Origin of the sequence: Streptomyces sp. NRRL WC-3618 (assembly GCF_001280005.1) — a bacterium.
Classification (GTDB): Bacteria; Actinomycetota; Actinomycetes; order Streptomycetales; family Streptomycetaceae; genus Streptomyces.
Genome location: NZ_LGDW01000444.1, coordinates 77753 through 101523, shown reverse-complemented (window position 1 = coordinate 101523; position 23771 = coordinate 77753). Strand labels below are relative to the sequence as shown.

At 69.0% G+C, this 23771-nt stretch carries 19 protein-coding genes and 6 pseudogenes; 9 read left to right on the top strand and 16 right to left on the bottom strand.

The genetic code is table 11. From position 1 onward, the window contains the following. Positions 1-171 precede the first annotated feature (171 nt). A complete protein-coding gene (locus ADL01_RS29345) occupies positions 172-2235 on the top strand; it encodes a PTS fructose transporter subunit IIABC (protein WP_053745013.1) in 2064 nt (687 codons plus the stop codon). A 67-nt stretch (positions 2236-2302) separates the two neighbouring features. Here the strand turns inward: ADL01_RS29345 and ADL01_RS29340 are convergent, their stop codons facing one another. The 9 genes and pseudogenes from ADL01_RS29340 to ADL01_RS44920 form a co-directional block, all read right to left on the bottom strand. After that, positions 2303-3049 (bottom strand): DUF6227 family protein, encoded by a 747-nt coding sequence (locus ADL01_RS29340; protein ID WP_053745012.1) that lies wholly within the window; start codon positions 3047-3049, stop codon positions 2303-2305. A 220-nt stretch (positions 3050-3269) separates the two neighbouring features. Then, the gene (locus ADL01_RS29335) at positions 3270-4487 is read right to left on the bottom strand and encodes a L,D-transpeptidase (protein WP_078960811.1); all 1218 of its coding nucleotides are present in this window, start codon (positions 4485-4487) and stop codon (positions 3270-3272) included. Between the two features lie 250 nt (positions 4488-4737). Then, the gene (locus ADL01_RS29330) at positions 4738-5769 is read right to left on the bottom strand and encodes a P1 family peptidase (RefSeq protein ID WP_053745010.1); all 1032 of its coding nucleotides are present in this window, start codon (positions 5767-5769) and stop codon (positions 4738-4740) included. Positions 5770-5922: 153 nt separating this feature from the next. After that, a pseudogene (locus tag ADL01_RS29325) lies at positions 5923-6477 on the bottom strand (low temperature requirement protein A); the annotation flags it as partial. A 386-nt stretch (positions 6478-6863) separates the two neighbouring features. Then, a pseudogene (locus tag ADL01_RS29320) lies at positions 6864-7193 on the bottom strand (transposase); the annotation flags it as partial. 23 nt (positions 7194-7216) lie between these two features. Next, positions 7217-7765, bottom strand: coding sequence for a transposase (locus ADL01_RS45520; protein ID WP_199834961.1), 549 nt, complete (start codon positions 7763-7765; stop codon positions 7217-7219). A gap of 66 nt (positions 7766-7831) precedes the next feature. Continuing rightward, positions 7832-8194, bottom strand: a complete 363-nt coding sequence (locus ADL01_RS45515; protein ID WP_234354840.1) for a hypothetical protein — start codon at positions 8192-8194, stop codon at positions 7832-7834. Positions 8195-8600: 406 nt separating this feature from the next. After that, positions 8601-8867 (bottom strand): annotated as a pseudogene (locus tag ADL01_RS46735) (transposase); the annotation flags it as partial. Between the two features lie 96 nt (positions 8868-8963). Continuing rightward, a complete protein-coding gene (locus tag ADL01_RS44920) occupies positions 8964-9122 on the bottom strand; it encodes a hypothetical protein (RefSeq protein ID WP_159049681.1) in 159 nt (52 codons plus the stop codon). Between the two features lie 195 nt (positions 9123-9317). Between ADL01_RS44920 and ADL01_RS29310 the strand changes: the two genes are divergently transcribed. Next, on the top strand, positions 9318-10268 hold the full coding sequence (locus ADL01_RS29310; RefSeq protein ID WP_053745009.1) for an alpha/beta hydrolase: 951 nt from the start codon (positions 9318-9320) through the stop codon (positions 10266-10268). Between the two features lie 82 nt (positions 10269-10350). On the opposite strand, the gene ADL01_RS29305 is transcribed toward ADL01_RS29310, so the two are convergent. The 5 genes and pseudogenes from ADL01_RS29305 to uvrA form a co-directional block, all read right to left on the bottom strand. Further along, entirely contained in the window at positions 10351-11439 is a 1089-nt protein-coding gene (locus tag ADL01_RS29305) for a helix-turn-helix domain-containing protein (protein ID WP_053745008.1), read from the bottom strand. A 142-nt stretch (positions 11440-11581) separates the two neighbouring features. Continuing rightward, positions 11582-11716: a hypothetical protein gene (locus ADL01_RS47925; RefSeq protein WP_420719746.1), complete on the bottom strand. Its 135-nt coding sequence runs from the start codon at positions 11714-11716 to the stop codon at positions 11582-11584. Positions 11717-11734: 18 nt separating this feature from the next. Continuing rightward, positions 11735-12595 (bottom strand): annotated as a pseudogene (locus ADL01_RS29300) (IS256 family transposase); the annotation flags it as partial. 229 nt (positions 12596-12824) lie between these two features. Next, positions 12825-13826 (bottom strand): RNA polymerase sigma factor, encoded by a 1002-nt coding sequence (locus ADL01_RS29295; RefSeq protein WP_107091019.1) that lies wholly within the window; start codon positions 13824-13826, stop codon positions 12825-12827. A 2-nt stretch (positions 13827-13828) separates the two neighbouring features. Then, positions 13829-16675 (bottom strand): excinuclease ABC subunit UvrA, encoded by a 2847-nt coding sequence (gene uvrA / locus ADL01_RS29290; protein ID WP_053745006.1) that lies wholly within the window; start codon positions 16673-16675, stop codon positions 13829-13831. Positions 16676-16957: 282 nt separating this feature from the next. Between uvrA and ADL01_RS47920 the strand changes: the two are divergent. Further along, a pseudogene (locus ADL01_RS47920) lies at positions 16958-17374 on the top strand (alpha/beta fold hydrolase); the annotation flags it as partial. A gap of 177 nt (positions 17375-17551) precedes the next feature. Here ADL01_RS47920 and ADL01_RS29285 read toward each other — a convergent pair. Next, on the bottom strand, positions 17552-18025 hold the full coding sequence (locus ADL01_RS29285; RefSeq protein WP_199834958.1) for a MarR family winged helix-turn-helix transcriptional regulator: 474 nt from the start codon (positions 18023-18025) through the stop codon (positions 17552-17554). Positions 18026-18076: 51 nt separating this feature from the next. Between ADL01_RS29285 and ADL01_RS29280 the strand changes: the two genes are divergently transcribed. From ADL01_RS29280 to ADL01_RS29265, 4 genes are all read left to right on the top strand, one after another. Beyond that, positions 18077-18979: an NmrA/HSCARG family protein gene (locus tag ADL01_RS29280; protein WP_053745005.1), complete on the top strand. Its 903-nt coding sequence runs from the start codon at positions 18077-18079 to the stop codon at positions 18977-18979. Positions 18980-19216: 237 nt separating this feature from the next. Continuing rightward, complete coding sequence (locus ADL01_RS29275; protein WP_053745004.1) at positions 19217-20116, top strand: MBL fold metallo-hydrolase; 900 nt, start codon at positions 19217-19219, stop codon at positions 20114-20116. Between the two features lie 70 nt (positions 20117-20186). After that, positions 20187-20429 (top strand): carboxylesterase family protein, encoded by a 243-nt coding sequence (locus ADL01_RS29270; protein ID WP_053745003.1) that lies wholly within the window; start codon positions 20187-20189, stop codon positions 20427-20429. Next, positions 20426-21943: an MDR family MFS transporter gene (locus ADL01_RS29265; RefSeq protein WP_053745002.1), complete on the top strand. Its 1518-nt coding sequence runs from the start codon at positions 20426-20428 to the stop codon at positions 21941-21943. Before ADL01_RS29270 ends, ADL01_RS29265 begins: the two co-directional genes overlap by 4 nt. 66 nt (positions 21944-22009) lie before the next feature. Here the strand turns inward: ADL01_RS29265 and ADL01_RS29260 are convergent, their stop codons facing one another. Further along, positions 22010-22393, bottom strand: a complete 384-nt coding sequence (locus ADL01_RS29260) for an MHYT domain-containing protein (protein WP_053745001.1) — start codon at positions 22391-22393, stop codon at positions 22010-22012. A 121-nt stretch (positions 22394-22514) separates the two neighbouring features. Here ADL01_RS29260 and ADL01_RS29255 point away from each other — a divergent pair, with 121 nt between their 5' ends. Further along, positions 22515-22850, top strand: a complete 336-nt coding sequence (locus ADL01_RS29255) for a hypothetical protein (RefSeq protein ID WP_159049679.1) — start codon at positions 22515-22517, stop codon at positions 22848-22850. A gap of 59 nt (positions 22851-22909) precedes the next feature. Continuing rightward, positions 22910-23494: pseudogene (locus ADL01_RS46725) on the top strand (HD domain-containing protein); the annotation flags it as partial. Positions 23495-23771: the final 277 nt, after the last annotated feature.

Below are 23771 nucleotides of genomic sequence, written 5' to 3'. Positions count from 1 at the left end.
GACGCGACGGGGTTTCCCCGGCCCTGCCGCAGCCGCAGCAGCCGCCGCCGTTCCCCCGAGCCCCCACCCCACCCCCCGTAGTACCCGCACCCCCCGCAGTGCCCACCCCACCCCCGTCCCCAGCCCCGCCCACCCCACTTCCCGGGCGATATGCGTGCGAAGGAGCCCGCGATGAGCGAGATGATCACCGCGGACCTGGTCGACCTCGACCTGTCCGCCCAGACCAAGGACGCGGCGGCCCGTGCCCTCGCCGAGCGCATGGTGGCGAAGGGGCGGGTGACCGACCTCGACGGCTTCCTCGCCGACGTGGCCGCCCGCGAGGCGCAGATGCCGACCGGTCTCGACGGCGGTATCGGCATCCCGCACTGCCGAAGCGCACACGTGACCGAGCCGACGCTCGCCTTCGGGCGCAGCGCCGCCGGGATCGACTTCGGCGCGGCGGACGGCCCCGCCGACCTGATCTTCCTGATCGCCGCCCCGGCGGGCGCCGACGACGCCCATCTGACGATCCTCTCGTCGCTGGCCCGGCAGCTGATGAACGACGAGTTCACGGCGGCGCTGCGGTCGGTGGGCGACGCGGCGGCCGCCGCCGCCCTGATCCGCGGCGACGAGCCCCCGGCCGCGGGCACCGAAGACTCCGCGGCGGTTTCGGCGGCGGCCTCCGCCGAAGCCGCCGCGGGCACAGACACGGACACAGACACAGACACGGCTGACGTCGGCGGCGGGCGGCCGTTCCGTATCGTCGCCGTCACCTCCTGCCCGACCGGTATCGCACACACGTACATGGCGGCCGAGTCGCTGGAGAACGCGGGCCGTGAGGCGGGCGTCGAGCTCGTCGTCGAGACGCAGGGCTCGGCCGGGTTCACCCGCCTCGACCCGGCGCTCATCGCCGACGCGGACGGCGTGATCTTCGCCCACGACGTGCCCGTACGGGAGAAGGAACGCTTCGCCGGGAAGCCGACCGTCGACGTCGGTGTCAAGGCCGGCATCAACAAGCCCGCCCAGCTCATCGTCGACGTACGCGGCAAGGCCGAGCGCGGCGAAGTCACCGCGAGCGCCCAGAGCGGCGGCGGTACGCCCGTCGAGCGGGCCGGCGACTCCGGCGACAGCTACGGCACCAAGCTGCGCAAGTGGCTGATGACCGGCGTGAGTTACATGGTCCCGTTCGTCGCCGCCGGCGGTCTGCTGCTCGCCCTCGGGTTCGCGATCGGCGGCTGGGAGATCAACAAGGCGCCCTCGGTCATGGAGCACTTCTCCTGGACCCAGGTCGACAGCTGGGGCGCGCTGCTGTTCCAGATCGGCGGGGTCGCCTTCGGGTTCCTCATCCCGGTCCTCGCCGGCTACATCGCCTACGGCATGGCGGACCGGCCCGGTCTCGTCCCCGGGTTCGTCGGCGGCATGATCGCCTCGAACATCGCGGCCGGCTTCCTGGGCGGTCTGGTCGCCGGTCTGCTGGCCGGTGGCGTCGTCCTGGCGATCCAGAAGATCAAGATCCCGCCGGTGCTGCGCGGCATCATGCCGGTCGTGGTGATCCCGCTGATCTCCTCGCTGATCGTCGGCTTCCTGATGTTCGTCGTCGTCGGCAAGCCCATCGCCGAGGCCCAGAAGGGCATGACGGACTGGCTGTCCGGGCTCTCCGGCACCAACGCCGTGCTGCTGGGCATCCTGCTCGGCCTGATGATGTGCTTCGACCTCGGCGGGCCCGTCAACAAGGTCGCGTACGCCTTCGCCACCGCCGGAATCGCCGTCCAGGACCCCAGCGACTCCGCGATGAAGGTCATGGCCGCCGTGATGGCCGCGGGCATGGTCCCGCCGCTGGGCATGGCGCTGGCCACCGTCGTCCGCAAAAAGCTCTTCACCCCGGCCGAGCGCGAGAACGGCAAGGCCGCCTGGGTACTGGGCGCCTCCTTCATCTCCGAGGGCGCGATCCCGTTCGCGGCGGCGGACCCGCTGCGTGTCATCCCGGCCTCGATGGCGGGCGGCGCGGTCACCGGCGCACTGTCGATGGCCTTCGGCGCCACGCTGCGCGCCCCGCACGGCGGCATCTTCGTGGTCCCGCTGATCGGCAGCCCGTTCCTCTACCTGATCGCCATCGCGGCCGGCACCTGCGTCACCGCGGCCCTGGTGATCACCCTCAAGAGCATGCGCAAGCCGGCGCCGGGCACCCCGGCGGCGGAGTCGGCCGAGGGCGCGACGGCCACCTCGGTGGAGAAGAAGGAGCCGGTGGCCGCGTAAACGGAGCGACGAACACGCCAACACCTCGGTGGGCCTGTCCACCGAGGTGTTGGCGTGTCCGGCCGGGCTACGACGTCCGCGCCGCCCGGCGCTCCATCGCCTCCCGCGCCCCGTCCTCCGTCGGATACACCTCGCACATGTGCCGGCCGTCGGGCGTGGCCGTGTGCTCGACCTCCCACAGGGAGATCTCCTTGCCGCCCGGCAGCAGGAAGGCGTGCTCGTAGAGCGAGAACCCGAGACCGGCCCGGCCCGCGCGGCACGGCCGCCCGAACGCCTGGATGATCTGGTGCGCGAACGCCGTACCCAGCAGTTCGGCGACCTCGACCCCCGGCCGGTCCGCGTTCTCCGCCCGCCTGAGTAACCTGCGCGCGTGGTCCGCCGACTCGTCGGGAACGTAACTGTGCCCCGGCTCGAGGACCGGCGCGAGCTGCACCGTCACCGGCAGCTCGAAGTCCGGGGCGTCCGCGGGCAGCGGGAGCCGGGCCGTGGCGGCGCGCAGCTCCTCCTCGTCGACGTACACCTCGGCCTGCGGACCCGCGCCGGGCGCCGTGTTGTGCACCAGCTCCCACAGGGTGAGCGCCGAACCGTCGGCGAGCAGCCAGGTGTGGCGGTACGTCTCGCGGTGCAGCCCCGCGCTGTGGTGCGCGGAGTGCAGCGAACTGTCGTGCGCCAGCGCGCAGTCGAGCTGCCGTATCGTCTCGTCGGGCAGTTCGAAGGAGTTCAGCGCACGGCCCAGGAGCCGCTCGAGATGCTCCTCCGGAGACTCGGGCGACTCGGGTGGTTCGTACGCTGCCGTCTCGTACGGAACGCTCAAGGCTTCTCCCGGCGTTGCTGCATGTCACCTTGTGGGTGCATACCGTAGCCCCTCGGTCGGACATCATGCCCGGGAACCGAGAAAACCTACGTCCGGAAGACGCCCGGGCCGTGCGAAAAATTCCCGCACGGCCCGGAAAACCGTCAATAATTCCGTCAACGCGCCCTGATCAAAAGGTACTTCAGCCTAGTCGGGCAGCGTCGGGCGGCGCCAGGCCGCTTCAGGAAGCCGCCCCGGCCGTCCACTCGCTCCACGGCATGTTCCAGCCGTTGAGACCGTTGTCCGGCGCGACCTGCTTGTCGGGGGAGTTCTTGACGACGACGACGTCCCCGATCATCGAGCTGTCGAAGAACCACTTGGCGGGCGTGTCCCCCTGCGCCCCCTGCACGTCCCGCAGCCCCACGCACCCGTGGCTGGTGCCCGTGTTCCCGAAGGGCGGGTTGCCCTTCTTGTACCAGTAGTTGCCGTGGACGAAGGTCCCCGACGTGGTCAGCCGCATCGCGTTCGGGACGTCCTTGATGTCGTACGCGTTGGCCAGATCGACCGTACGGCTGTCCATCCGCGTCTCCTTCAGCTTCTCGGAGATCACCATCTGCCCGTTGTACGTGCTGAACTCCGGGCTGCCGGCCGAGATCGGGACGCTCTTGACGGTCTGCCCGTCCCGTACGACCGTCATGGTCTGCGTGTTGACGTCCACCGTGGACACCTGCGAGCGCCCGATCGTGAAGCTCACGGTCTTCTTCTGCACCCCGACCGCGCCGTTGGCGCCCTTCACCCCGTCCAGGTCGATCTTCATCGTGACCTTGGAACCGGCCTTCCAGTACTCCTCGGGCCGGAAGTCGAGCCGCTGCGCGCCGAACCAGTGCCCGACCACCTGCTGCCCGCTGCTCGACGTCACCGTGATGTGCGACCGCACGGCGGCCTGGTCGGTGATGGCCTTGTCGAACGTGAACGACACCGGCATCCCCACGCCGACCGTCGTCCCGTCGTCCGGCGTGTACGTCCCGAGGAAGCTGTTCGCCTTGGTGACCGTGGTGAACGTCGAGTCGGCGGAACCGGCCCGCCCGTCGGAGCCCTTCGCGGCCGCCGCTATTCGGTACCGCGTCCCACGCTCCAGCTGCTCCGCCGGCTGCCAGCTGCGCCCGTCGGCGGATATCGCCCCCGCCACGGCCGCTCCCGTCTCCGCGACGGTCATCTTCACATCGGTCAGCGTGCCACCGCTGACCTTCACACCGGTCGTGTTGATCGACGCGCCCGTCGAGCCGTTCTTCGCGGAGATGTCGATCCGCGCGCCCGGCTTCGTGTCGGAGCCGCTGCCGCCCTTGCCGTCGTCGCCTCCGCTGGTGCCGCCACTGCACGCGGTGAGGGCCAGGGTGCCGACCATCAGGGCGGCACAGGCTCCCAGTACGCGCCGAGCTGTTGTGTTCGGCGTTGTCACGGGCTGCTCCAGGTTTGTGTGATCCGGCGTGTCCGGCGTGTCCGGTGTGGCCGGGCTGTTCGGGCTGTTCGGGTTGTTCGCGCTGTTTGGGTGATCCGCTCCCCTTGCGTGAAGAAGGAGGGCGACACCGGCAGCGCGGGTTCCCGCCGACCGGGCTCGCACCCATCGCGTGACAGAACCGCGACAATCACGGCTCAACCGAGAAGGAGACGTGCCGCATCACCGGCGTCACCGCCCCCGTCCGGTTCCCCTATCGCTTCCCGTACAGCTCCCCGTACGACGGCCACCGCCCGCCCGGCCCCGCCACGGGCCCCGCCGCCCGTACCGCCCGGACGATCGCCCGCGTCACCAGGTCCGCGCCCGCCGCGAGGATCTCGTTCAGCGCGAGAGGGTTGTCCTCGTCCAGCGCACGCGCCCCTGTCGCCAACGCGAACACCGTGTCTCCGTCATTGAGCAGATGCACCGGCCGTACGGCACGCGCGATGCCGTCGTGCGCCGTGCCGGCCACCTTCTGGGCCTGCGCCTTCGACAGCACCGCGTCCGTCGCGACCACCGCGAGCGTGGTGTTCAGCGGCGGCAGGGGAGCCTCGGCGGCGACCTCCGCCAGCCGCCGCCGCGCCGCCTCCTGCACACCGGCAGACGGATAGTCGACCCGCCGCCCCTCGAACAACTCCCCGTACAGCACCCCCGTCTCCGGATCCACCGAGGACCCCGCCGCGTTGGCCACCACCAGCGCCGCCACCGTGATCCCCGACGCCAGCACGGTGCTCGCGGTGCCGACACCGCCCTTGAGGTGCCCGATCACGGCCCCCGTACCCGCGCCCACACACCCCTGAGGCACGGGCGCGCCCGGCTCGCTCGCCGCCGCCGCCTCGACGGCCGCCCGACCGGTGGCCGCGTCCGGCCGGGCCCGGAAGTCGCCACCCCGGCCCAGGTCGAAGACACAGGCGGCGGGCACCACCGGCACGACGTGCCCGGGACCGGGCCCCACCCGCACCCCGCGCCCCCGCTCCTCCAGCCAGGCCATCACCCCCGACGCCGCGTCCAGCCCGTACGCGCTGCCGCCCGTCAGCACCACCGCCTCGACACCTCGCACGACGTTGCGCGGATCCAGGGCGTCGGTCTCCTTGGTGCCGGGTCCGCCACCCCGCACGTCCACGGCGGCCACGGCTCCGCCCTCCGGTGCGAGCACGACCGTCGTCCCGGTGAGCCACCCGTCGCCGGTACGCGTCGCGTGCCCCACCCGCAGGCCGGCGACATCTGTCAGAGCGTCAACTGTCATGCTCCCCAGTGTTGTCCAGAGCGGCCGCCATCCTGCACGCCCTCAGGCTTCCTCCGCCGTCTCCGCCGTCTCCGCCGTCTCCGCCGTCTCCGCCGTCTCCGCCGTCTCCGCCGTCTCCGCCGTCTCCGCCGTCTCCGCCGCCTCTGTCGCCTCCGCGTCTTTCGCCCGGTGTTCCCCGGCGGCCGTCCGGGCGGTCAGTGTCACCCCGGCCGCCACCGCGAGCGCCGACACGAGTCCCGCCGCGAGCACCGCCCAGTCGCCCAGGAACGTGCACGCGATCACCAGCAACGCCGCGCACGGCAGGACGAGTTGCTCGGCGACGCCGACTTTGAAGTGACGCGAGTGCAGGGCCCAGACGGTGACCAGGTAGAGCGCTGCCGGCACGGTCACGGCGGCCGACGCGGCCGGCGTGGAGATGTGCGCCTCGCCGATCGCCTGCTCGACCGCGACCTCCAGGCCCGCGCCGATCGCCGCGGCCGACGCGAAGATCAGATAGTGCCCGTAGCCCCACAGGAACGCCTGCCCGCTGGAACGCAGCCGCCCGTGGATCGGGACGGCGAAGTAGATCCACCAGGCGGAGAACACGATCAGCAGCCCGCCCGCCGCGATCGGCAGCAGATCGGCCAGCGCGTCACTCTCCCGCACCCCCGACTTCACGGCGACCGTCGCAGCCGCGATCGCCTCGCCCAGGACGATGATGGTGAACAGTGTGACCGAGGATCGTAGTTGGCGGGTGATGCTCTCTTCGGTGCAGGTCGCCGGCAGGTGGAGGGAGCTGGTTGGCGGATCTTGAGGGCGATAGTTGGCGGGCCGGGATCCGTCTTGGTCACGTTCGTGACTGAGCTAAGTCCGCCGCCCGGCCGCGGGTTACGGGTCGTGATTCGCAAGCAGGCATGGCTGCTGGCACGCCACCCGGCTCTTCCCGCTCAAGCAGAAGACCGCCCGCACCGCCCTGACGGTTGCCGCTGCGGCCCTCTGCTGACGGCGACAGAGCACTAAGAAGAACTGCGAACGCGCCACCCCGGGCTCTGCCCACTGGGGTCACGTCCGCTGGAGTGGCGTATTGACGGCCACTCGGTGATCTCGTTTTGAGGCTATGCGGTGAGTTCGGTGGGCAGGGCGGTCTCGTCGGTTTCTGACTCGATCGGGTGGAGGCGGGCCTTGGCCAGCAGGTCGAGTCCCATGTAGCGGCGTGCTTCGGTCCATTCGTCGTTCTGTTCGGCCAGCACCGCGCCGACCAGCCGGATCAGGGCGGTGCGGTCGGGGAAGATCCCGACGACGTCGGTGCGGCGGCGGATCTTCTTGTTCAGCCGTTCCTGCGGGTTGTTCGACCAGATCTGCCGCCAGATCTCGCGCGGGAACGCAATGAACGCCAGCAGCTCGTGCTGGGCTGCGTCCAAGTGGGCGGCGGCTTTGGGGAACTTGGCGACTCTGCTGCGCAATTCGTTCAGGCGGAGAGTCTGTAGCTGAGTCGTTCGAGCCTGCTGTGGCGGGGACGGTCGAGGGGGCCTGTGGTCCAGTGGGCGTCGAGTCTGATCACGTTGAGTGCGGTGGCGGAGAAGGCGTGTTGGAGGCGGACTTTCGGCAGGCCGCGGTAGCGGGCCCGGCGGATGCCGGTGATGTCGAGGGCCTGGTTGATGGTGCCCTCGACGCCGGCGCGCAGGGCGTACTTGTTCTTCCAGGTGTCGGTCTTCTGTTCGGCGCGGGCCTGGGCGAGGTTCTCGTGGAGTTCCTCGGGACGCAGAGTGAGCATGCGGCGCCCGGTCTTCGAGGTGGTGCACTGCTTCTGGAGAGGGCAGTTGCGGCAGGTCAGGACGCTGAAGGTGATGACGATCGCGTCTTTGCCGTGCTGTTTGACCGGGTTCCAGTGGAAGCTGGTCTTTCCGGCGGGGCAGCGGACCTGGCGGGTCTTCCAGTTGATGGTGAAGGCGTTCTTGTCGAAGCCTTCGGCGGCCTTGGCCTGGTCAGAGTGGTCCTGGAGGACCGGGGTGACCATGCGGATGCCCTGTTTCAGGGCCTTGGTGATCAGGTCGGCCGACGGGTAGCCGGAGTCGAGGTAGTGCTAGGCGGGCTGCACTCCGTGCTCGGCGAGCTTGCGCTGAATCGGGACGGTCGCCTTCACATCCGGCACGGTCGCGTCGGTGGTGCGCACGTCGGTGATCAGATTCGGAATCACCCCTGTCCCCGCGTCGGCGTCGACGTCGGCGAGGGTGGTGCAGGCTTCCGTGAGATGGATCTTGTAGCCCATCCAGAACAGGTCGTCGCCCTTGGCCGCCCAGCGTGCGTCACGGTCGTAGGGGGAGGCCAGGCGGAGTTGGCCTGGCGGGACGCCGTCGTCGGCGTCCCGCTTCCTGATCACCTGCCGTCCCCGGGCATCGGTCCGCACGATGTAGGTCTGCACGAGGACCTGCCGCAACAAGCCCACGGCCTCGATCTCGCGAATCCAGGCCGGAGCGTCCCCGGCCCAGGCCGCCCGGCACAGGGCGAGGGCATCCTGCCCGAAGACCTGGGCGAGACGTTGTCTGCGAGGGCGGCATGCGCCAGCTGTCGACCCGCGGCCCGTACCGCTCAGCGAACTCCGTCACGTCGATGTGTCCGGCCAGCCAGGCCGCTGCCGCGACCGCGAGGGCCTCCAGGGCCGCCCGCACGCTCTCCCCTGCCAGCTCCAGACGGTTCAAGTCCCGCACCGCACTGATCACATGGGTGGAATCCGTGCGCTGCTTGCCCCCGGCCGCCACCAGGCCGGCGTCCTTGCAGTGCTCAAGGAGCCGGTCGAAGACCACCCGCTCCATACCGTTGTCCGCGAGCCGGGCCCGGAACCTGGACAGCACGTTGGCATCGAAACCGGTATCCGTCAGATCCGCACCGAGCGCGTACTTCCAGTCGATCGCCCGCACCGCCATCGCCGCGGCCTGCCGATCCGTCAGGCCCTCCGCGAACTGCAACACCGTCACCAGCGACAACGCCCCAGGTGACAGGCCCGGAGCACCCCGCACCCCGAACGCCTCCGTGAACGGCTCATCAGTGAAGACCTCCGCCAGGCGATCCCGCACCCGTATCGCCAGACTCCCCTTCGGGAACGCCGCCCGGGCCACCATCACGGTCTGTTCCGGGATCTCCGGCAGCCCCACCGGGCGCATCGACATCCGTACCGCCTCCCGGGCCGCACGACAGGAAGGCGACCCCGCCAACGATCATCGCCGACCCGGCCTTACCTCCGCAGCGAATTGCGCAGCAGAGTCCACCAGCACATCAAAGCTTGCTTCGACAACGTCGATCACCACGTCCTGATGGATGTGGTGGCCGAACGGATCAAGGACCCGCAAGGTTCTGCGGCTGTTCAGTGTCTCCACTCGCCGACCTCCTTGTCCCAACCATCCAGCCCAGTCTGCGATCGCGTGTACGCGTGTCGGTCCGCGCCCTCGTATTCCCCGACACCCGTCGGGTGACCTGTACGTACACGCCATGGCAGGGTTTCCATAACGACGTGACGAGCAGCAGCGGCGCCACAAGGCACCGCCGGCGCGGTACGTCGGATCGGAGACGACATGACGACGTACCCGTTCGACCCGGAGCTCGCCGCAGTCGTGCACATGCTGCCTAGAGCCGACTGCTCGGACCTTGAAGGCGCCCGGGCCGAGATGGCGGTCGGTATCGCCGCGGCCCTGGCGGACGTGGACACCACTGGCGTGGACGTCACCGAGCTGGTGGCACCCGGGCCGGAGGGCGCGCCCGACGTCGTCCTGCGCAGCTACCGCCCGCAGGGCGTCCAAGGCCCGCTGCCGGTGGTCTACGACATCCACGGCGGCGGCTTCATCCTGGGAAACGTCGAATTCGACCACGGCACCAACGTGACGCTCGCGCGGGAACTGGGCGCCGCCGTCTTCTCCGTCGAATACCGGCTCGCCCCCGAGCACCCCTATCCGGCGGGGCTCGAAGACGCGTACGCCGGGCTGGTCCACGTCGCCAAGAACGCCGCCGAACTCGGTGTCGACCCTGCCCGTATCGCCCTCTTCGGCCAGAGCGCCGGCGGCGGTCTCGCGGCCGGCCTCGCGCTGCTGGCCCGCGACCGGGGCGGCCCCGCGATCGCCTTCCAGTACCTCGGCATCCCTGAACTCGACGACCGCCTCGACACGCCCAGCATGCGGGCTTTCACCGACACGCCCATCTGGCGTCGGCCCAACGCTGTCATCAGCTGGGAGGCCTATCTCGGCGCTGGCGTCCCCGGCAGCGCCGACGTGCCCGTCTACGCCGCGCCCGCCCGGGCCGCCGGTGAGCAGCTCGCCGGGCTGCCGCCGGCGTACATCTCCGTGATGGAGTTCGATCCGCTGCGGGATGAGGGCATCGACTATGCCCGTGCGCTGCTTGCGGGTGGCGTGAGTGTGGAGCTGCATCTGTTTCCGGGCACGTTCCACGGGTCGGGGATGATTCCGCACGCGGAAGTGTCCCTGCGGGAGGCTGCGGAGGCGGTGGCGGTTTTGCGCCGGGCGCTGCGCTAGGTGGGGCGGACTGTTTGTGAGCCGTTGGGCGCGGGACCGCTGTGGCTGAGCACGCAGTTCCCCGCGCCCCTGAGGGGCGCCCCTATCGGGGCTCTGCCAATCGCAGGGCATACAAGGCGAGTTGGGCCCGGAAGCGGGCCCGAGGGTCGCTCAATCGGTAGCCCAGCGCTGTTTCCACGCCGGAGAGTCTTGCCGCGACCGAACTGTGGTGCAGGTGGAGGTCCGAAGCGGCGTGGCGCAGCGAGCCCGTGCGCAGGAAGGCGGTCAAGGCGGCAAGGGCCGCCGGGCCGCCCTTGCCCTCAGCGAGGCCGGCCAGGGCGAGCACGTCGGGCTGGGCACGCAGCCGGTCGACGGGGATGTCGGCGAGCATGGCGACAGCACCGAGGGTGTCGTGGTCGACGATGGCCTCCTCGGGCAGACCGGCGACCTCGACGGCGAAACGCAGCGCGAGCCGGGCCTGTGCCCAGGAGACACCGGCGTCCAGGGCGGGAACGCTGCCGCCGACCCCGATCCGTACACCTGCGAAACCGTGCTCGCGGACGTACGCCCGCAGCTCGTCGGCGACCGACTCGGCGCCCGGCGCCAGGGCCACGGCGAACGGACCGACCGCGGCGACCCGCACCCCCGGACGCAGTTCACGCCGACCCAGTACGGCGACCGCGGCGGGCCCGGCGACAGCCACCACCCGCAGCGGCTGCTCGGGCACCAGACCCAGCAGGCGCAGCGCCCTCGCCCGGTCCTCGACGGCCTCGCGCTCCGACAGCACGCGCTCGACCAGCGCCGGGTCGGCCACCTGGGCGGGGGCGGTGTCCTGCTGACGGCTCCCGTGGAGGACGCCCGCGGCGATGGCCATCCACTCCAGCACCAGTTCGTCGAAGGGCCCCGGCGCGCCCGACCGCTCCAGCCACACCCGGCCGCCCGGCGCGAACTCCGCGCTCCCGGACGGCCGTGCTGCGGGCCCCGCCGGCACGGCCCCGGCAGGCCCGAACCGCACCACACGCCCGCCCGCCTCAAGCCCAGCCGGGCACTCGGCCAGACCCGCGGTGGACCGTACAAGCGACTCGGCATCGAGCCGCCCGGCCCCCAGTAGCGCCTCGAAGTGCGCGATGACCCGCAGCGCCGCCGCCGCGTCCGCGTCGAGGGCCGACAGCCGTAGCAGCAGTCCCTTCATGACCTGGGATTCTAGGTGTGGGTCACGGGCGCGGGTGAGGAGGGGGCGCTACAGCTGGCGAGGAGGGCGAGGGCCTCGGCGGAGGGCGAGCCTGCTTTCCGCTGTGTACGGCGGAGGGCCTGATCGGTGTCCGCGAGGAAGGTCAGGTCTCGTACTGGAGGCTGAGGCTGCCGACGAGTGTGTGTCGGAAGTGCTGGACACCATGGGCGCACCGGGTGACGCGGTGGGTTTCCCACCACCTGCGGGATTCGGGCACCTTGACGAGGACGTGCCGCATCTGGGCCTTCACGGCCTAGGCGTCGGGCTGTTCGAAAACGGTCCGCAGCAGCGTGGCCACCCACGGCTGAGCCGATTTCGGGACCTGGCAGAGCAAATTTCGGGCGTAGTGGGTTCGACAGCGCTGCCAGGAAGCCCCTGGGAGAACGGCACCGATTGCGCTCACCAGGCCGGTGTGCGCGTCGGAGACGACCAGCTGAACCCCGCTCAGGCCGCGGGCGGTCAGCGAGCGCAGGAAGGCGAGCCAGCCGGCGCCGTCCTCGCAGGTGGCGACGTCGATGCCGAGGATCTCGCGGTGGCCGTCGGCGTTGACGCCGACCGCGATCAGCGCGTGTACGTTGACGATGCGGCCGCCCTCGCGGACCTTCTGGGTCAGTGCGTCCACCCAGACGAATGCGTAGGGGCCCGCGTCGAGGGGCCGGTTGCGGAAGGCGGCGACCTGCTCGTCCAGATGTTTCGCCATCGCGCTGACCTGGGACTTCGACAGCTGGGTGACGCCGAGGGACTCGGCGAGCTTCTCGACCCGGCGGGTGGAAACGCCCAGCAGGTAGGCGGTTGCGACCACCGAGATCAGGGCCTGCTCAGCCCGGTGGCGGCGTTCGAGGAGCCAGTGCGGGAAGTAACTGCCCTGGCGCAGCTTGGGAACGGCGAGTTCGACGGTCCCGGCGCGGGTGTCCCACTCGCGTGGGCGGTAGCCGTTGCGGTGGTTGACGCGTTCATCGCTGACCTGTCCGTACTCAGCGTTGCAGAGGGCGTCGGCCTCCGCGGACATGAGTGCGTCGGCGAACGTCTTGACCATCGCGCGCAGCAGATCGGGACTCGCCGCGGTGAGGTTGTCCTCGGCGAGGGCGTGCAGGGGCAGACTGTCTGGTGCGGTCATCGCGCTGATCTCCTTCGAGGCTTCGACACTTCGAAGATCAGCCGGTGGCCGTTCATCTATGTGGGCCCCATCTCGATGCCGGAGCAAACCCCCGGATCAGGTCGAACCCGTACACCACTTCCCTGGACGCAACCCTGACCTCGTCCCATGTCAGATCTCAAACGCGGTCTCACACCAGCTCGGGACTCACGGGTGAGCGCTGAGTCAGATGGTCGGGCCCCGGAGCGCGTCACATGGCATCGAGATAGTCCCGAAGTGCCTGCGAGCGTGAGGGGTGGCGTAGCTTGGACATCGCCTTGGACTCGATCTGGCGGATGCGCTCACGGGTCACTCCGTACACCTCGCCGATCTCCTCCAGCGTTCTCGGTCGCGCGTCGAGAAGGCCGTAGCGCAGGCGGATGATGCCTGCCTCCCTCGGGGTCATCTCCGCCAGCAGGTGCTCGATGGTCTCCCGCAGGAACCCGAACACGACCGTGTCCCACGCCGAGATGCTGTCGTTGTCCTCGATCAGGTCGCCGAACTCGCTGTCACCGCTATCGCCCAGCGCGGTGTCCAGGGACACGGGTTCCCTGGAGTAGTCGCCGAGTTCCATCAGCTTCTGCACCGTCACGCCGGCCTTTGCCGCCAGTTCCTCCGGCGTGGGCTCGATACCGAGATCCTGTCTCATCTCCCGTCGGGTCCTGGCCACCCTGTTGATGACTTCGACCATGTGGACCGGGATCCGGATGGTCCGGCTCTGATCGGCCAGGGCCCGGGAGACCGCCTGTCGGATCCACCAGGTCGCGTACGTCGAGAATTTGAACCCTTTGGCGTAGTCGAATTTCTCGACGGCCCGGATCAGCCCCGTGTTGCCCTCCTGGATCAGGTCCAGGAACAGCAGTCCGCGGCCGGTGTACCGCTTGGCCACGGAGACGACCAGTCGCAGATTCGCCTCGATCAGGTGGGACTTCGCGCGTTGTCCGTCCTCGGCGAGGAGGCGCAGCTCACGCTGGAATGCGGGATGGAGGCCAGGTTCCTCTTCGAGCTTCTTCTCGGCGTACAGGCCGGCCTCGATCCGCTTCGCGAGCTCAACCTCCTGCTCGGCGTTCAGGAGCCGGACACGGCCGATGAGCCGCAGGTAGTCCCGTACCTGATCCGCCGAGGCGCCCGAGGAAGACGAGAGCTGCGGGTCGGGTCCGTCGGTCTCGTCCTCCATGAGCACGACCTCGTCCGGCTCCTTGACCTCGGGCATGCTCACCGCACCTCCATCAATCCGCGCAGGAACTGTCCGGTGTGGGAATGCGGTTGGGCGGCCACCTGCTCGGGGGTGCCCTGGGCGATGACCGTGCCACCCCGGTGGCCGCCCTCCGGCCCCAGGTCGATCAGCCAGTCGGCGGTCTTGATCACATCGAGGTTGTGCTCGATGACGACGACCGTATTGCCGGCGTCGACGAGCCGGTGAAGGACCTCCAGCAGCTTGCGTATGTCGTCGGCGTGCAGCCCGGTGGTGGGTTCGTCGAGCACATAGAGGGTGCGCCCACGGGTGCGGCGCTGCAGCTCGGCGGCGAGTTTGACGCGTTGCGCCTCGCCGCCGGACAGGGTCGTGGCCGCCTGGCCGAGCTTGACGTAGCCGAGTCCGACATCGTGCAGGATGCGCAGGTGCCGGGAGATGATCTGGTGCCCGTCCAGGAAGTCCAGGCTCTCCTCGACGGTCATGGCCAGTACGTCCGCGATGGACTTGCCCTTGTAGTGCACGTCCAGCGTCTCGCGGTTGTACTGGGCTCCGTTGCACACCTCGCACAGGACGTACACGTCTGGCAGGAAGTTCATCTCGACCTTGAGGGTGCCGTCGCCGTAGCAGTGCTCGCAGCGGCCCCCCTTGAGGTTGAAGGAGAACCGGCCGGGCTGGTAGCCACGGACCTTCGCCTCCGGGGTCTGGGCGAACAGCTTGCGCAGGTGGTCGAAGACACCCGTGTACGTCGCCGGGTTGGAGCGCGGGCTGCGGCCGATAGGCGACTGGTCGACCTGGACGACCTTGTCGACGTGCTCGGTGCCGGTGATGGTGCGGTGCCGGCCGGGCACCTTGTGAGCGCGGTGGAGGTACTTGGCCAGCGCGGTGTGGAGAATGTCGTTGACCAGCGTGGACTTGCCGGAGCCGGAGACGCCCGTGACCGCGGTGAACAGGCCGAGCGGGAAGGACACCGTCACGTTCTTCAGGTTGTGCTCGGTCGCGTCGTGCACCGACAGTTCGCGGCCCTGTGTGGGGGGTCTGCGCTGCTGCGGCAGCGGAATCTGGCGGCGGCCGGACAGATACGCCCCCGTCAGTGAGGTGGGATGCTCCAGCAGCTCCCGCGTCGTCCCGGAGTGCACCACGTGCCCGCCGTGTTCTCCGGCTCCCGGACCGATGTCCACCACCCAGTCGGCCACCCTCATGGTGTCCTCATCGTGTTCGACGACGATCACGGTGTTGCCCCGGTCCCGCAGCCGCAGCAGCGTCTCGATCAGCCGCCGGTTGTCCCGCTGGTGCAGGCCCACGCTCGGTTCGTCCAACACGTACAGGACACCGGCCAGTCCCGCGCCGATCTGCGTGGCCAAGCGGATGCGCTGTGCCTCCCCGCCCGACAGACTCGCGGCGGGCCGGTCCAGCGACAGGTAGTCGAGCCCGACGTCGAGCAGGAACCGCAGCCGCTCGCCGATCTCCGCGAGGACCGCCTCGGCCACCCGGCGCTCCCAGCCCTCCAGCGGCAACGTACTCATGAACGCGGCGAGTTCGTCCATCGGCAACGCGGTCAGCTCGGCTATGGTGCGTCCGCCCACAGTGACGGCCAGCACGCCGGGCCGCAGACGCGCGCCTCCGCAAGCCGAGCAGGGCACGTCGCGCAGGTAGCCGCCGAATCGGCTTGGGGAGCCCTCACCCGAGGCCTGCGCATGGCGCCGTTCGATGTGCGGGATCACCCCCTCGTACCCGGTGCGGTGGGACCGCTCGCGCCCGAGCCGATTCCGGTACGCGAGGTGCAGCTGCCCCGGCGTGCCGTACAGCACCTTCTTCCGGATCTCAGCGGGCAGTTGACCCCACGGCGTGGCGGTGCTGAAGCCGAGCTCGGCCGCCAACGCTTCGAGGAGCCGGGCGAAGTAGTCGGCGCCACTGGTGTTCGTCCACGCCGCGATGGCGCCCCCGGCGAGCGACTTCTCCGTGTCCGGTACGACGAGTCCCGGATCGACCTCTGTACGCGAGCCGAGCCCGGTGCACTGCGGGCACGCGCCCCAGGGAGCGTTGAAGGAGAACAGGCGCGGCTCCAGCGCCTCCAGACCGATGTCATGGGCCTGCGGGCAGGCCATCTTCTCCGAGAACCTCACCTCCCGCTCGGGATCGGAGGTGTCGAGGTCCACGAAGTCGACGCACACAACACCGCCGGCGAGACCGAGAGCCGTCTCGACGGACTCGGTCAGGCGCTGCCGGATCCCCGGCTTGACGGCCAGCCGGTCCACGACGACGTCAATGGAATGCCCCTTGCCCTTGTCCAGCGCCGGCGGCCTGCTCAGCGGAAGGACCGTGCCGTCCACCCGCACCCGGCTGAAGCCGTCAGCCGTCAACTGGCGAAAGACCTCTGTGTGGCCGCCCTTGCGGTCGCGCACAACCGGGGCCAGCACCTGGATGCGTATACCCTCGCCCTTCGCCAGAAGCCGGTCCACTATCCGCTGCGGCGTCTGGCGGCTGACCGGCTCCCCGCACTGCGGGCAGTGGGGGCGGCCGACACGGGCGTACAGCAGACGCAGGTGGTCGTAGACCTCCGTGATGGTGCCGACCGTCGAGCGCGGATTGCGGCCGGTCGTCTTCTGGCCGATCGCGATGGCCGGGGAGAGTCCCTCGATGACGTCGACGTCCGGCTTGTCCAACTGTCCCAGAAACTGGCGTGCGTACGCCGAGAGCGACTCGACATAGCGGCGCTGACCTTCGGCGAAAATGGTGTCGAAAGCCAGGCTCGACTTTCCCGACCCCGATACTCCAGTGAAAACGATGAGCGCGTCTCTGGGCAAATCGACAGAGACGTCACGAAGATTATGCTGGCGAGCGCCCTTGATGACGATGCGGTCTATCACGCCGTCGGAGCCTAGCGCACACACAGACGTAGGGTTACCGAATCGTTATCGAAGCATTTTCGTCGGGCTTTGATGCTTGACGACAGGGCGCCGACTGTGGGCACAGCATCAAGGATTTCGACAATTGAGCAGACAGGGTCGCAGGTGTCAAGGCGTGCGAAGATCAGAGTTTTGATGGCGCATCCGCTGCCCTTCCCATATGCGGTGGAGCGCTATGTTCCAGAGGGTTGATCCCGTGAGGGAGTCACGTTTGCGGCGACGTTGACACGGCGGAGAAACCGTATGCGGACAAGTTCGCTCGACGGCACGGCAATCGAATACCGCGCCACAGGGGAGGGGGCGCTGGGTGTGGTTTTCGTTCACGGCTGGAGCTCTACGGGCCAGTTCTGGGACCACACTCTGCGGCACCTTCCGTCACATGGACGCACATTCACTACTGTCGACCTTCGCAGCCACGGCGATTCCGCAGCCAAAGGGCTCGACCATTCCGTGCAGCGGTACGCCGAGGGAATTCTCTCGGTTGCAGATGATGCTGGTTTCGAGTGGTTCGTCACCGTGGCCCACAGTATGGGCGCGAAGTACGCGCAGTATCTGCGCATACTCGCACCTGAACGACTGCTCGGGCAGATAGTAATTACACCGACCCCGTCGACTTCCGTCGAAGGAACCGGGGCCGAGGAGGACGTGTCTTTCATGGCCGGGAAGTCCGGTGATCCTGATGCGATGGTCGACTTGTTCGGCGAAATCACCAAGCACCCCTTGCCAGAGAAAGTGGTACGACCCCTCGCCGAAGCCGCCGCGGGCCTGTCTGGCGAAGTGCTTGCGCATGGTGCCCCCGGCGCGTTCGTTGGCGGCACCGCGCTTGTACGGCAGGGCTCACCTCGACTCCGCCGGCAGGGCACGCAGGTGCTCGATCTGTCGCCGGGCGAGTTCGGTGGTGCGGCGCATGTGGCGGCCGAGCAGGGCCAGTTCCTGTTCGGTGTAGCCGTCGAGCATCGCCTGCCAGCCCTCGTCGAGCGAGTTCCAGAACTCGCCGAAGCGCTGCATGGCGGCGGCCACCGGCTCGACAAGCACCCGTCGCCGGTCCTGCTCGTCCCGCCGCCGGATGACGTACCCGGCCTTCTCCAGGCGGTCGACCAGCCTGGTCGCCGAGCCACTGGTGAGGCCGGTCAGCTCGGCGATCCTGCCTGTCGTACAGGGGCCCGGCTCGATGTCGAGCAGGTTGAGGCACTGCACGTCCGTCGAGTGCAACCCCAGGTGGTCGGCCACCGCCTGGTTGAACAGCACATAGGAGGCCAGATACCGCCGGGAGTCCAGTTCCAGCCACGTCGGCCGATGACCTAGGGGCACGATCCGCTCCTCAATGTCTGCGCAACGCAGGCAATCGTGTATGTTCACTGCATGACACAGGCAATTTATCAGCCCATCGTCGCTGTCACCGGCGCGACCGGCGTCCAGGGCGGCGCCACCGCTCGGGCCCTGCTCAGCCAAGGGTCACGGGTCCGCGCGCTGACCCGTAACCCGTCGTCGGCGGCCGCAGAGGAATTGCGCCGGCTCGGCGCGGAGGTTGCGTACGCCGACTTCGACGACCGCGCCGGCCTGGATGCCGCGCTCGCCGGAGCCGATGCGCTGTTCGCGATGTCCACGCCCTACGTTGTCGATGTCGACGCGGAGCTGCGGCAGGCGTTCGCGCTGCTCGACGCCGCCGCCGCGAGCAAAGCCGTCCGGCACATCGTGTTCACCTCTGCCGCCAACGCGGACCGCGGCACCGGCATCCCCCACTTCGACAGCAAGTACCGCGTCGAACTGCGTCTGCGGGACCTGGGCATCCCCTGGACGGTCATCGCCCCGGGTAACTTCATGGACAACTACACCGGCGAGTCGACGATGAGCGGCCTGCGCGAAGGCCGGTTCGCCCTGCCTCTGCCCGCAGACATGCCGCTGCCGTTCATCCCGGCCGCCGACATCGGCGCGTTCGCGGCGCTCGTCCTGCGACACCCCGAGGAGTTCGCCGGGCGGCGCATCGACCTGGCGTCCGACCGCTTGACGTGTGCGGAGATCGCCGAGATCTTCTCCGGCGTCTGCGGCCGTCCGATCGAGTTCGCGACGGTCCCCTTCGACCAGGTCGATGCGCACTCATCCGATCTGGCCGCCATGTTCCGCTACCTCGCCGTCAAGGGCATGGACGTGGATGTCGAGGGCCTGCGCCGCGACCACCCCGAGGTGGCCTGGCAGACCTTCGCCGACTGGGCGGCGGCGCAGGACTGGAATCTGGCGAGCCCTGAAGCCCGCCCTCGTACGTGACGGTCGTACGTCCCTCAGCAGGCGGGGAGTTCGTCACGACGCCGAGCACCCCGTCGTCGCCGGCGCACCGGGTCAGCGTCACCTGATCCAGGCGTCAGCGCCACTGTTCCCATCGGCTTGGGCGAAGCACGCTCAAGCGGCAATCCCCCCGTAAGGCGCGGTACTGCCGCACGCCCAAAACCTGCCAGCCAGTCACCGGTAGCACTCGCACCACCGGAAACCATTGGGGTAACACACATGAACGAGCTCGAGTTCGGTGACGTCACGATCACCAGGGTCGAAGAGCTGCACGGCCCGAGCCTGCCCGCCGAGCAATTCCTCCCCGACCTGCCCGCGTCGGCCTGGCAGGAGAACCGCTCGATGCTGGTACCCGATCACCTCGGTGATCAGGACGACGTGGTCCAGGCCGCCATGCAGACCTGGCTGCTGCGCAGCGAGGGCAGGACGGTCCTGATCGACACCGGCGTCGGCAACGACAAGTCACGGCCCGCGGTCGCCGCGTGGGATCATCTGAAATCGAACTACCTTGAGAACCTCGCGTCGGCAGGCGTGCTGCCCGAGGACGTCGACCTGGTGATCAACACCCACCTGCACGTCGACCACGTCGGCTGGAACACCCGGCTGGTCGACGGCGCCTGGGTACCCACCTTTCCCAACGCCACCTACCTGATGCCCAAGGCCGACTTCGAGTTCTTCTGGGACCCGGCCAACAACTCCGGCATCGCGGGCGGTGTCAACGAGAACGTCTTCGCCGACAGCATCGCTCCCGTCCACGCGGCGGGCCAGGTCCAGCTGTGGGAAGGCAGCCACACGATCGACGGGAACCTGCGGCTGGAAGACGCCGCAGGCCACACTCCGGGGACGAGCGTCGTCCTGCTGGAGTCCGAAGGCGACCGAGCCCTCTTCGCGGGTGACGTCCTGCACACCCCGTTGCAGGTCCTGCACCCGGACCACAACAGCTGCTTCTGCGAAGACCCGGTCCGTGCTCGCGCTACCCGGCGCAGGCTGCTCGGCTGGGCCGCGGACACCAACGCCCTCGTGCTGCCCGCGCACTTCAGCGGTCACGGAGCACTGGAGGTGGCGAGCCGGGGCAACGAGTTCGAGATCAAGAACTGGGCGCCGTTCGCCCGGTACTGACAGTACGGTCGAAGGCCGTCGCCCCGCTGTGGTGACGGCCTTCGACCCCGCACTTCGGCGAGGAAGTCCCATGCCACCAACCGGTTCCGCGATCGTCACCACCACCTCCGGCCCGATCCGCGGTGGCACGCACGCGTACGGCACCAGCTACCCCTCGGTGAACCGGGCGCCCCCTGTCGGCGGCGCCCGGTTCACCGAGCCGCGCCCTCACCACGGGTGGACCGAGATCCGGGACGCGACGCAGCCAGGACCCGCGGCGTTGATCCTCAACGGGCGATCCCTGCCCGACGACGTTGGGAGTTCGAGCGCATGACGGTACCGCTCATCAGGAAGCAGTTGGGGCTCCGGTCGGAGCGTGGACCCGTCCTGCTGGCGGTGATGCTGACCACCGGACTGGTCGCGCTGGACAGCACGATCATCGCCACAGCGGTGCCGTCCATCGTGCAGGACCTCGGCGGGTTCTCGCAGTTCCCGTGGCTGTTCTCGATCTACCTGCTCACCCAGGCCGTGACGGTGCCGCTGTACGGGAAGTTCGCGGACGTCCTGGGACGCAAGCCGGTGATGTTCTTCGGCATCGGGGTGTTCCTGCTGGGCTCCGTGCTCTCCGGCGCGGCGTGGTCCATGCCGGTGCTGATCGCCGCGCGCGCCACCCAGGGCATCGGGGCGGGCGCGGTGCAGCCGATGGGCATCACGATGCTCGGCGATCTCTACACCGTGCCGGAGCGGGCGAAGGTCCAGGGCTACGTGACCAGCGTGTGGGCCGTGGCGTCGTTGATCGGGCCCGCGCTGGGCGGCGTGTTCTCCGACTACCTGTCGTGGCGGTGGATCTTCTTCATCAACGTGCCGCTGGGCGCGATCGCGATCGTGTTCCTCGCCCTGCGGTTCAAGGAGAACGTCGTCAAGCAGGTGCACAAGGTCGACTACCTCGGGGCGACCCTGCTCACGGTCGGCCTGCCGCTGGTGCTGCTCGGCCTGCTCGAAGGCGGCGTGGCGTGGGCCTGGGGATCGTGGCAGAGCCTGCTGGCGTTCGGCGCGGGCGGCCTGGTGCTGGTGGCGTTCGTGCTGGTGGAACGCCGGGTGGCCGAGCCGATCCTGCCGATGTGGGTGTTCAAGCACCGGACGCTGATCGGCGGCAACCTCACCGCGCTGGTGGTGGGCGCGCTGCTGATGGGGCTGACGTCGTACCTGCCGACCTTCGTGGAGGGCGTGCTCGGCACGGGTGCGCTGGTCGCCGGGTTCGCGCTGGCCGCGCTGACGCTCGGCTGGCCCATCTCGGCCACGCTGGCGGGACGGGTCTACCTGCGGATCGGGTTCCGCGACACGGCGCTGATCGGCAGCGCCTTCGTGGTCGTCGGCGCGGTGCTGATCGCGTTCCTGTCGCAGGAGTCCGCCGTGTGGGAGGCGGCGACGGGCGCGTTCGTGATGGGCGTGGGGCTCGGGCTGGTGTCCAGTCCCACGGTGATCGCCGTCCAGTCGACCGTCGGCTGGGACCGCCGGGGCGTGGTGACCGCGACGAACATGTTCAGCCGCTCGCTGGGCAGCACCGTGGGGGTCGCCGTGTTCGGGGCCATCGCCAACGCGACCCTGGCGAACCGCTTCGCCGAGCCTCCCGCCGACCTGGCGGGCCACCTGCCGTCGAGCGTGGACGCCACGACCATCGTGTTCGGCGGCCACGCCGACCCGACCTCACCCGTCGTGGTGTTCGTGCGGAGCGCCTTGGACGACGCGACCCACAACGTGTTCCTCGCCATGACGGTGGTCGCCGTGTGCAGCGCACTGACCGTACTGCTCATGCCGCGCCGCACGCGGGAAATCACATTCGTCTGACATTTTCCCCGACCTGACGAAACGCTTTTGGGAGCATTTGGGAAACATCGGCGAAACAACCGGAATTCACCGGACGTTGTCGGCGGTGTCCGTGAGTGGGTCGTTCTCGGAAGTGAACAGGGTCCACAGGAGGACGGCGACGACAAGACCGCCGATCAGGAAAACGGGGAACACGAGGTCGAATACGTCTGTGCCGACCTGCGTCGGCAGCGAGGACGCCAGTTCCACGCTCACCGCGGCCATGCCGGTGTAGTGCATCCCGGTGACGGCGACGCCCATGACCAGCCCCGCGGCGACGCGCGCCACAGCCGTCTTCACGATGAGGGTGAACCAGAAGGCGGCCGTGGAGGCCACGATGGCGATGACGATCGACAGCACGACGAGCAGCTGGTTGTAGGACAACTCGCCCTGGAACCGGGCGGTCGGCCACGAACTCGAACTCGAACCCACGGCGGCGAAGCTGGCCGATGTCCCCGACGAGCGCTTCGTCGCCGTCCTGCCCCACCTGAACCAGCTCGACCTGCGGACCTCCGCCGACCACGACCCACTCGGTGGCATCACCCGGTTCGGCTTGGTCGGTCGACGCCAGCCCGCCGTCGCGGTGGCTGCCGAGCACGGTGGTGAGGTGGACCTGCTGATCGGGGCGAACCTCGACGAGGGGAGCCTCTACCTGGCACCACTCGGACTGCTCGCGGCCAGCACCGACGCCGACGTCCACGACGTGGCAGCACGGTTCCACACCGAGCCCGATGCCGTGGTCCGCGACTACCGGCAACGGCATCCGTCAGCCGGCGCCGCGGAACTCCGCGTCCTCATCCTCGGCGACGGCCTGTTCGGTTCTCGATGGGGCATCGAGACACACCGTCGTTCGGTCGAAGACTGGCTAGTCGACATGCTCGGACGGTGACGTCAAAATTCGGATCTGTGACAGAGCCCAGCCAACACAGACATAGCCACCCTGTCGCGGTGACGACCTCGCGAGTACTGTCGATTGCCCTCCAGGCCACCAGTCGACCCCCGCTGCGTCCACTGCCAATCGAAGCAGCCGAACTGCTTCACAGTGTTGACGCTCCGCCGCGTCTGGTCGCCCATCTGCGAGCAGTCCACGACGTTGCAGGGCAACTCCTCGAATGGATTGCCACACGTAATCTCGATCTGGGCATCAACCCGGTGGCGGTTCTCTTCGGAGCCGCCACCCACGACATCGGCAAGACTCTGCACCCCGCCGAGTTGTCCGCTCCCGGTGCACAGCACGAAGAAGCAGGCCGCGAGCTACTTATGACCCAAGGCGTCGACTCCGCCATGGCACGCTTCGCCGGAACACACGCGTCCTGGACCAGCGAAGAGGCCGGGATGGAAGACCTCCTTGTCAGCTTGGCCGACAAGGTCTGGAAGAACAAGCGGGTCCCCGAACTCGAAGATCTTGTCGTCGCCAGACTCACAGCGGCGAGCGGAAGACCGGTCTGGGAAGAGTTCCTTGACCTGGACAGTGTGCTCGCTCGCATCGGTGACGAGGCTGACGAACGCCTCGCCTTCCAAATGTCCTACCCGACAGCTGGGAGCGACCATCGACCGCCGAACCTCCCAGACGCGCTCACGACATGGTTTGCCAAGAACGACGAGGTTCTCCGCACAAGTGGGATCACCGCTGAACTACGGCACTCCCCAGAAGACGGCCGACTCAAGAACAGCGCATGGCTGACGGTGGGACGCCACCGGCTCCGCTGTCCGGCGCGTCGGGTACGTCGGCCGCGGGTGAGGAACTGGACGTCATACGCCCCAGCACAGCAGATGGGCACCCCGTGCGCAGGAGGAGGGGCGGCACCGG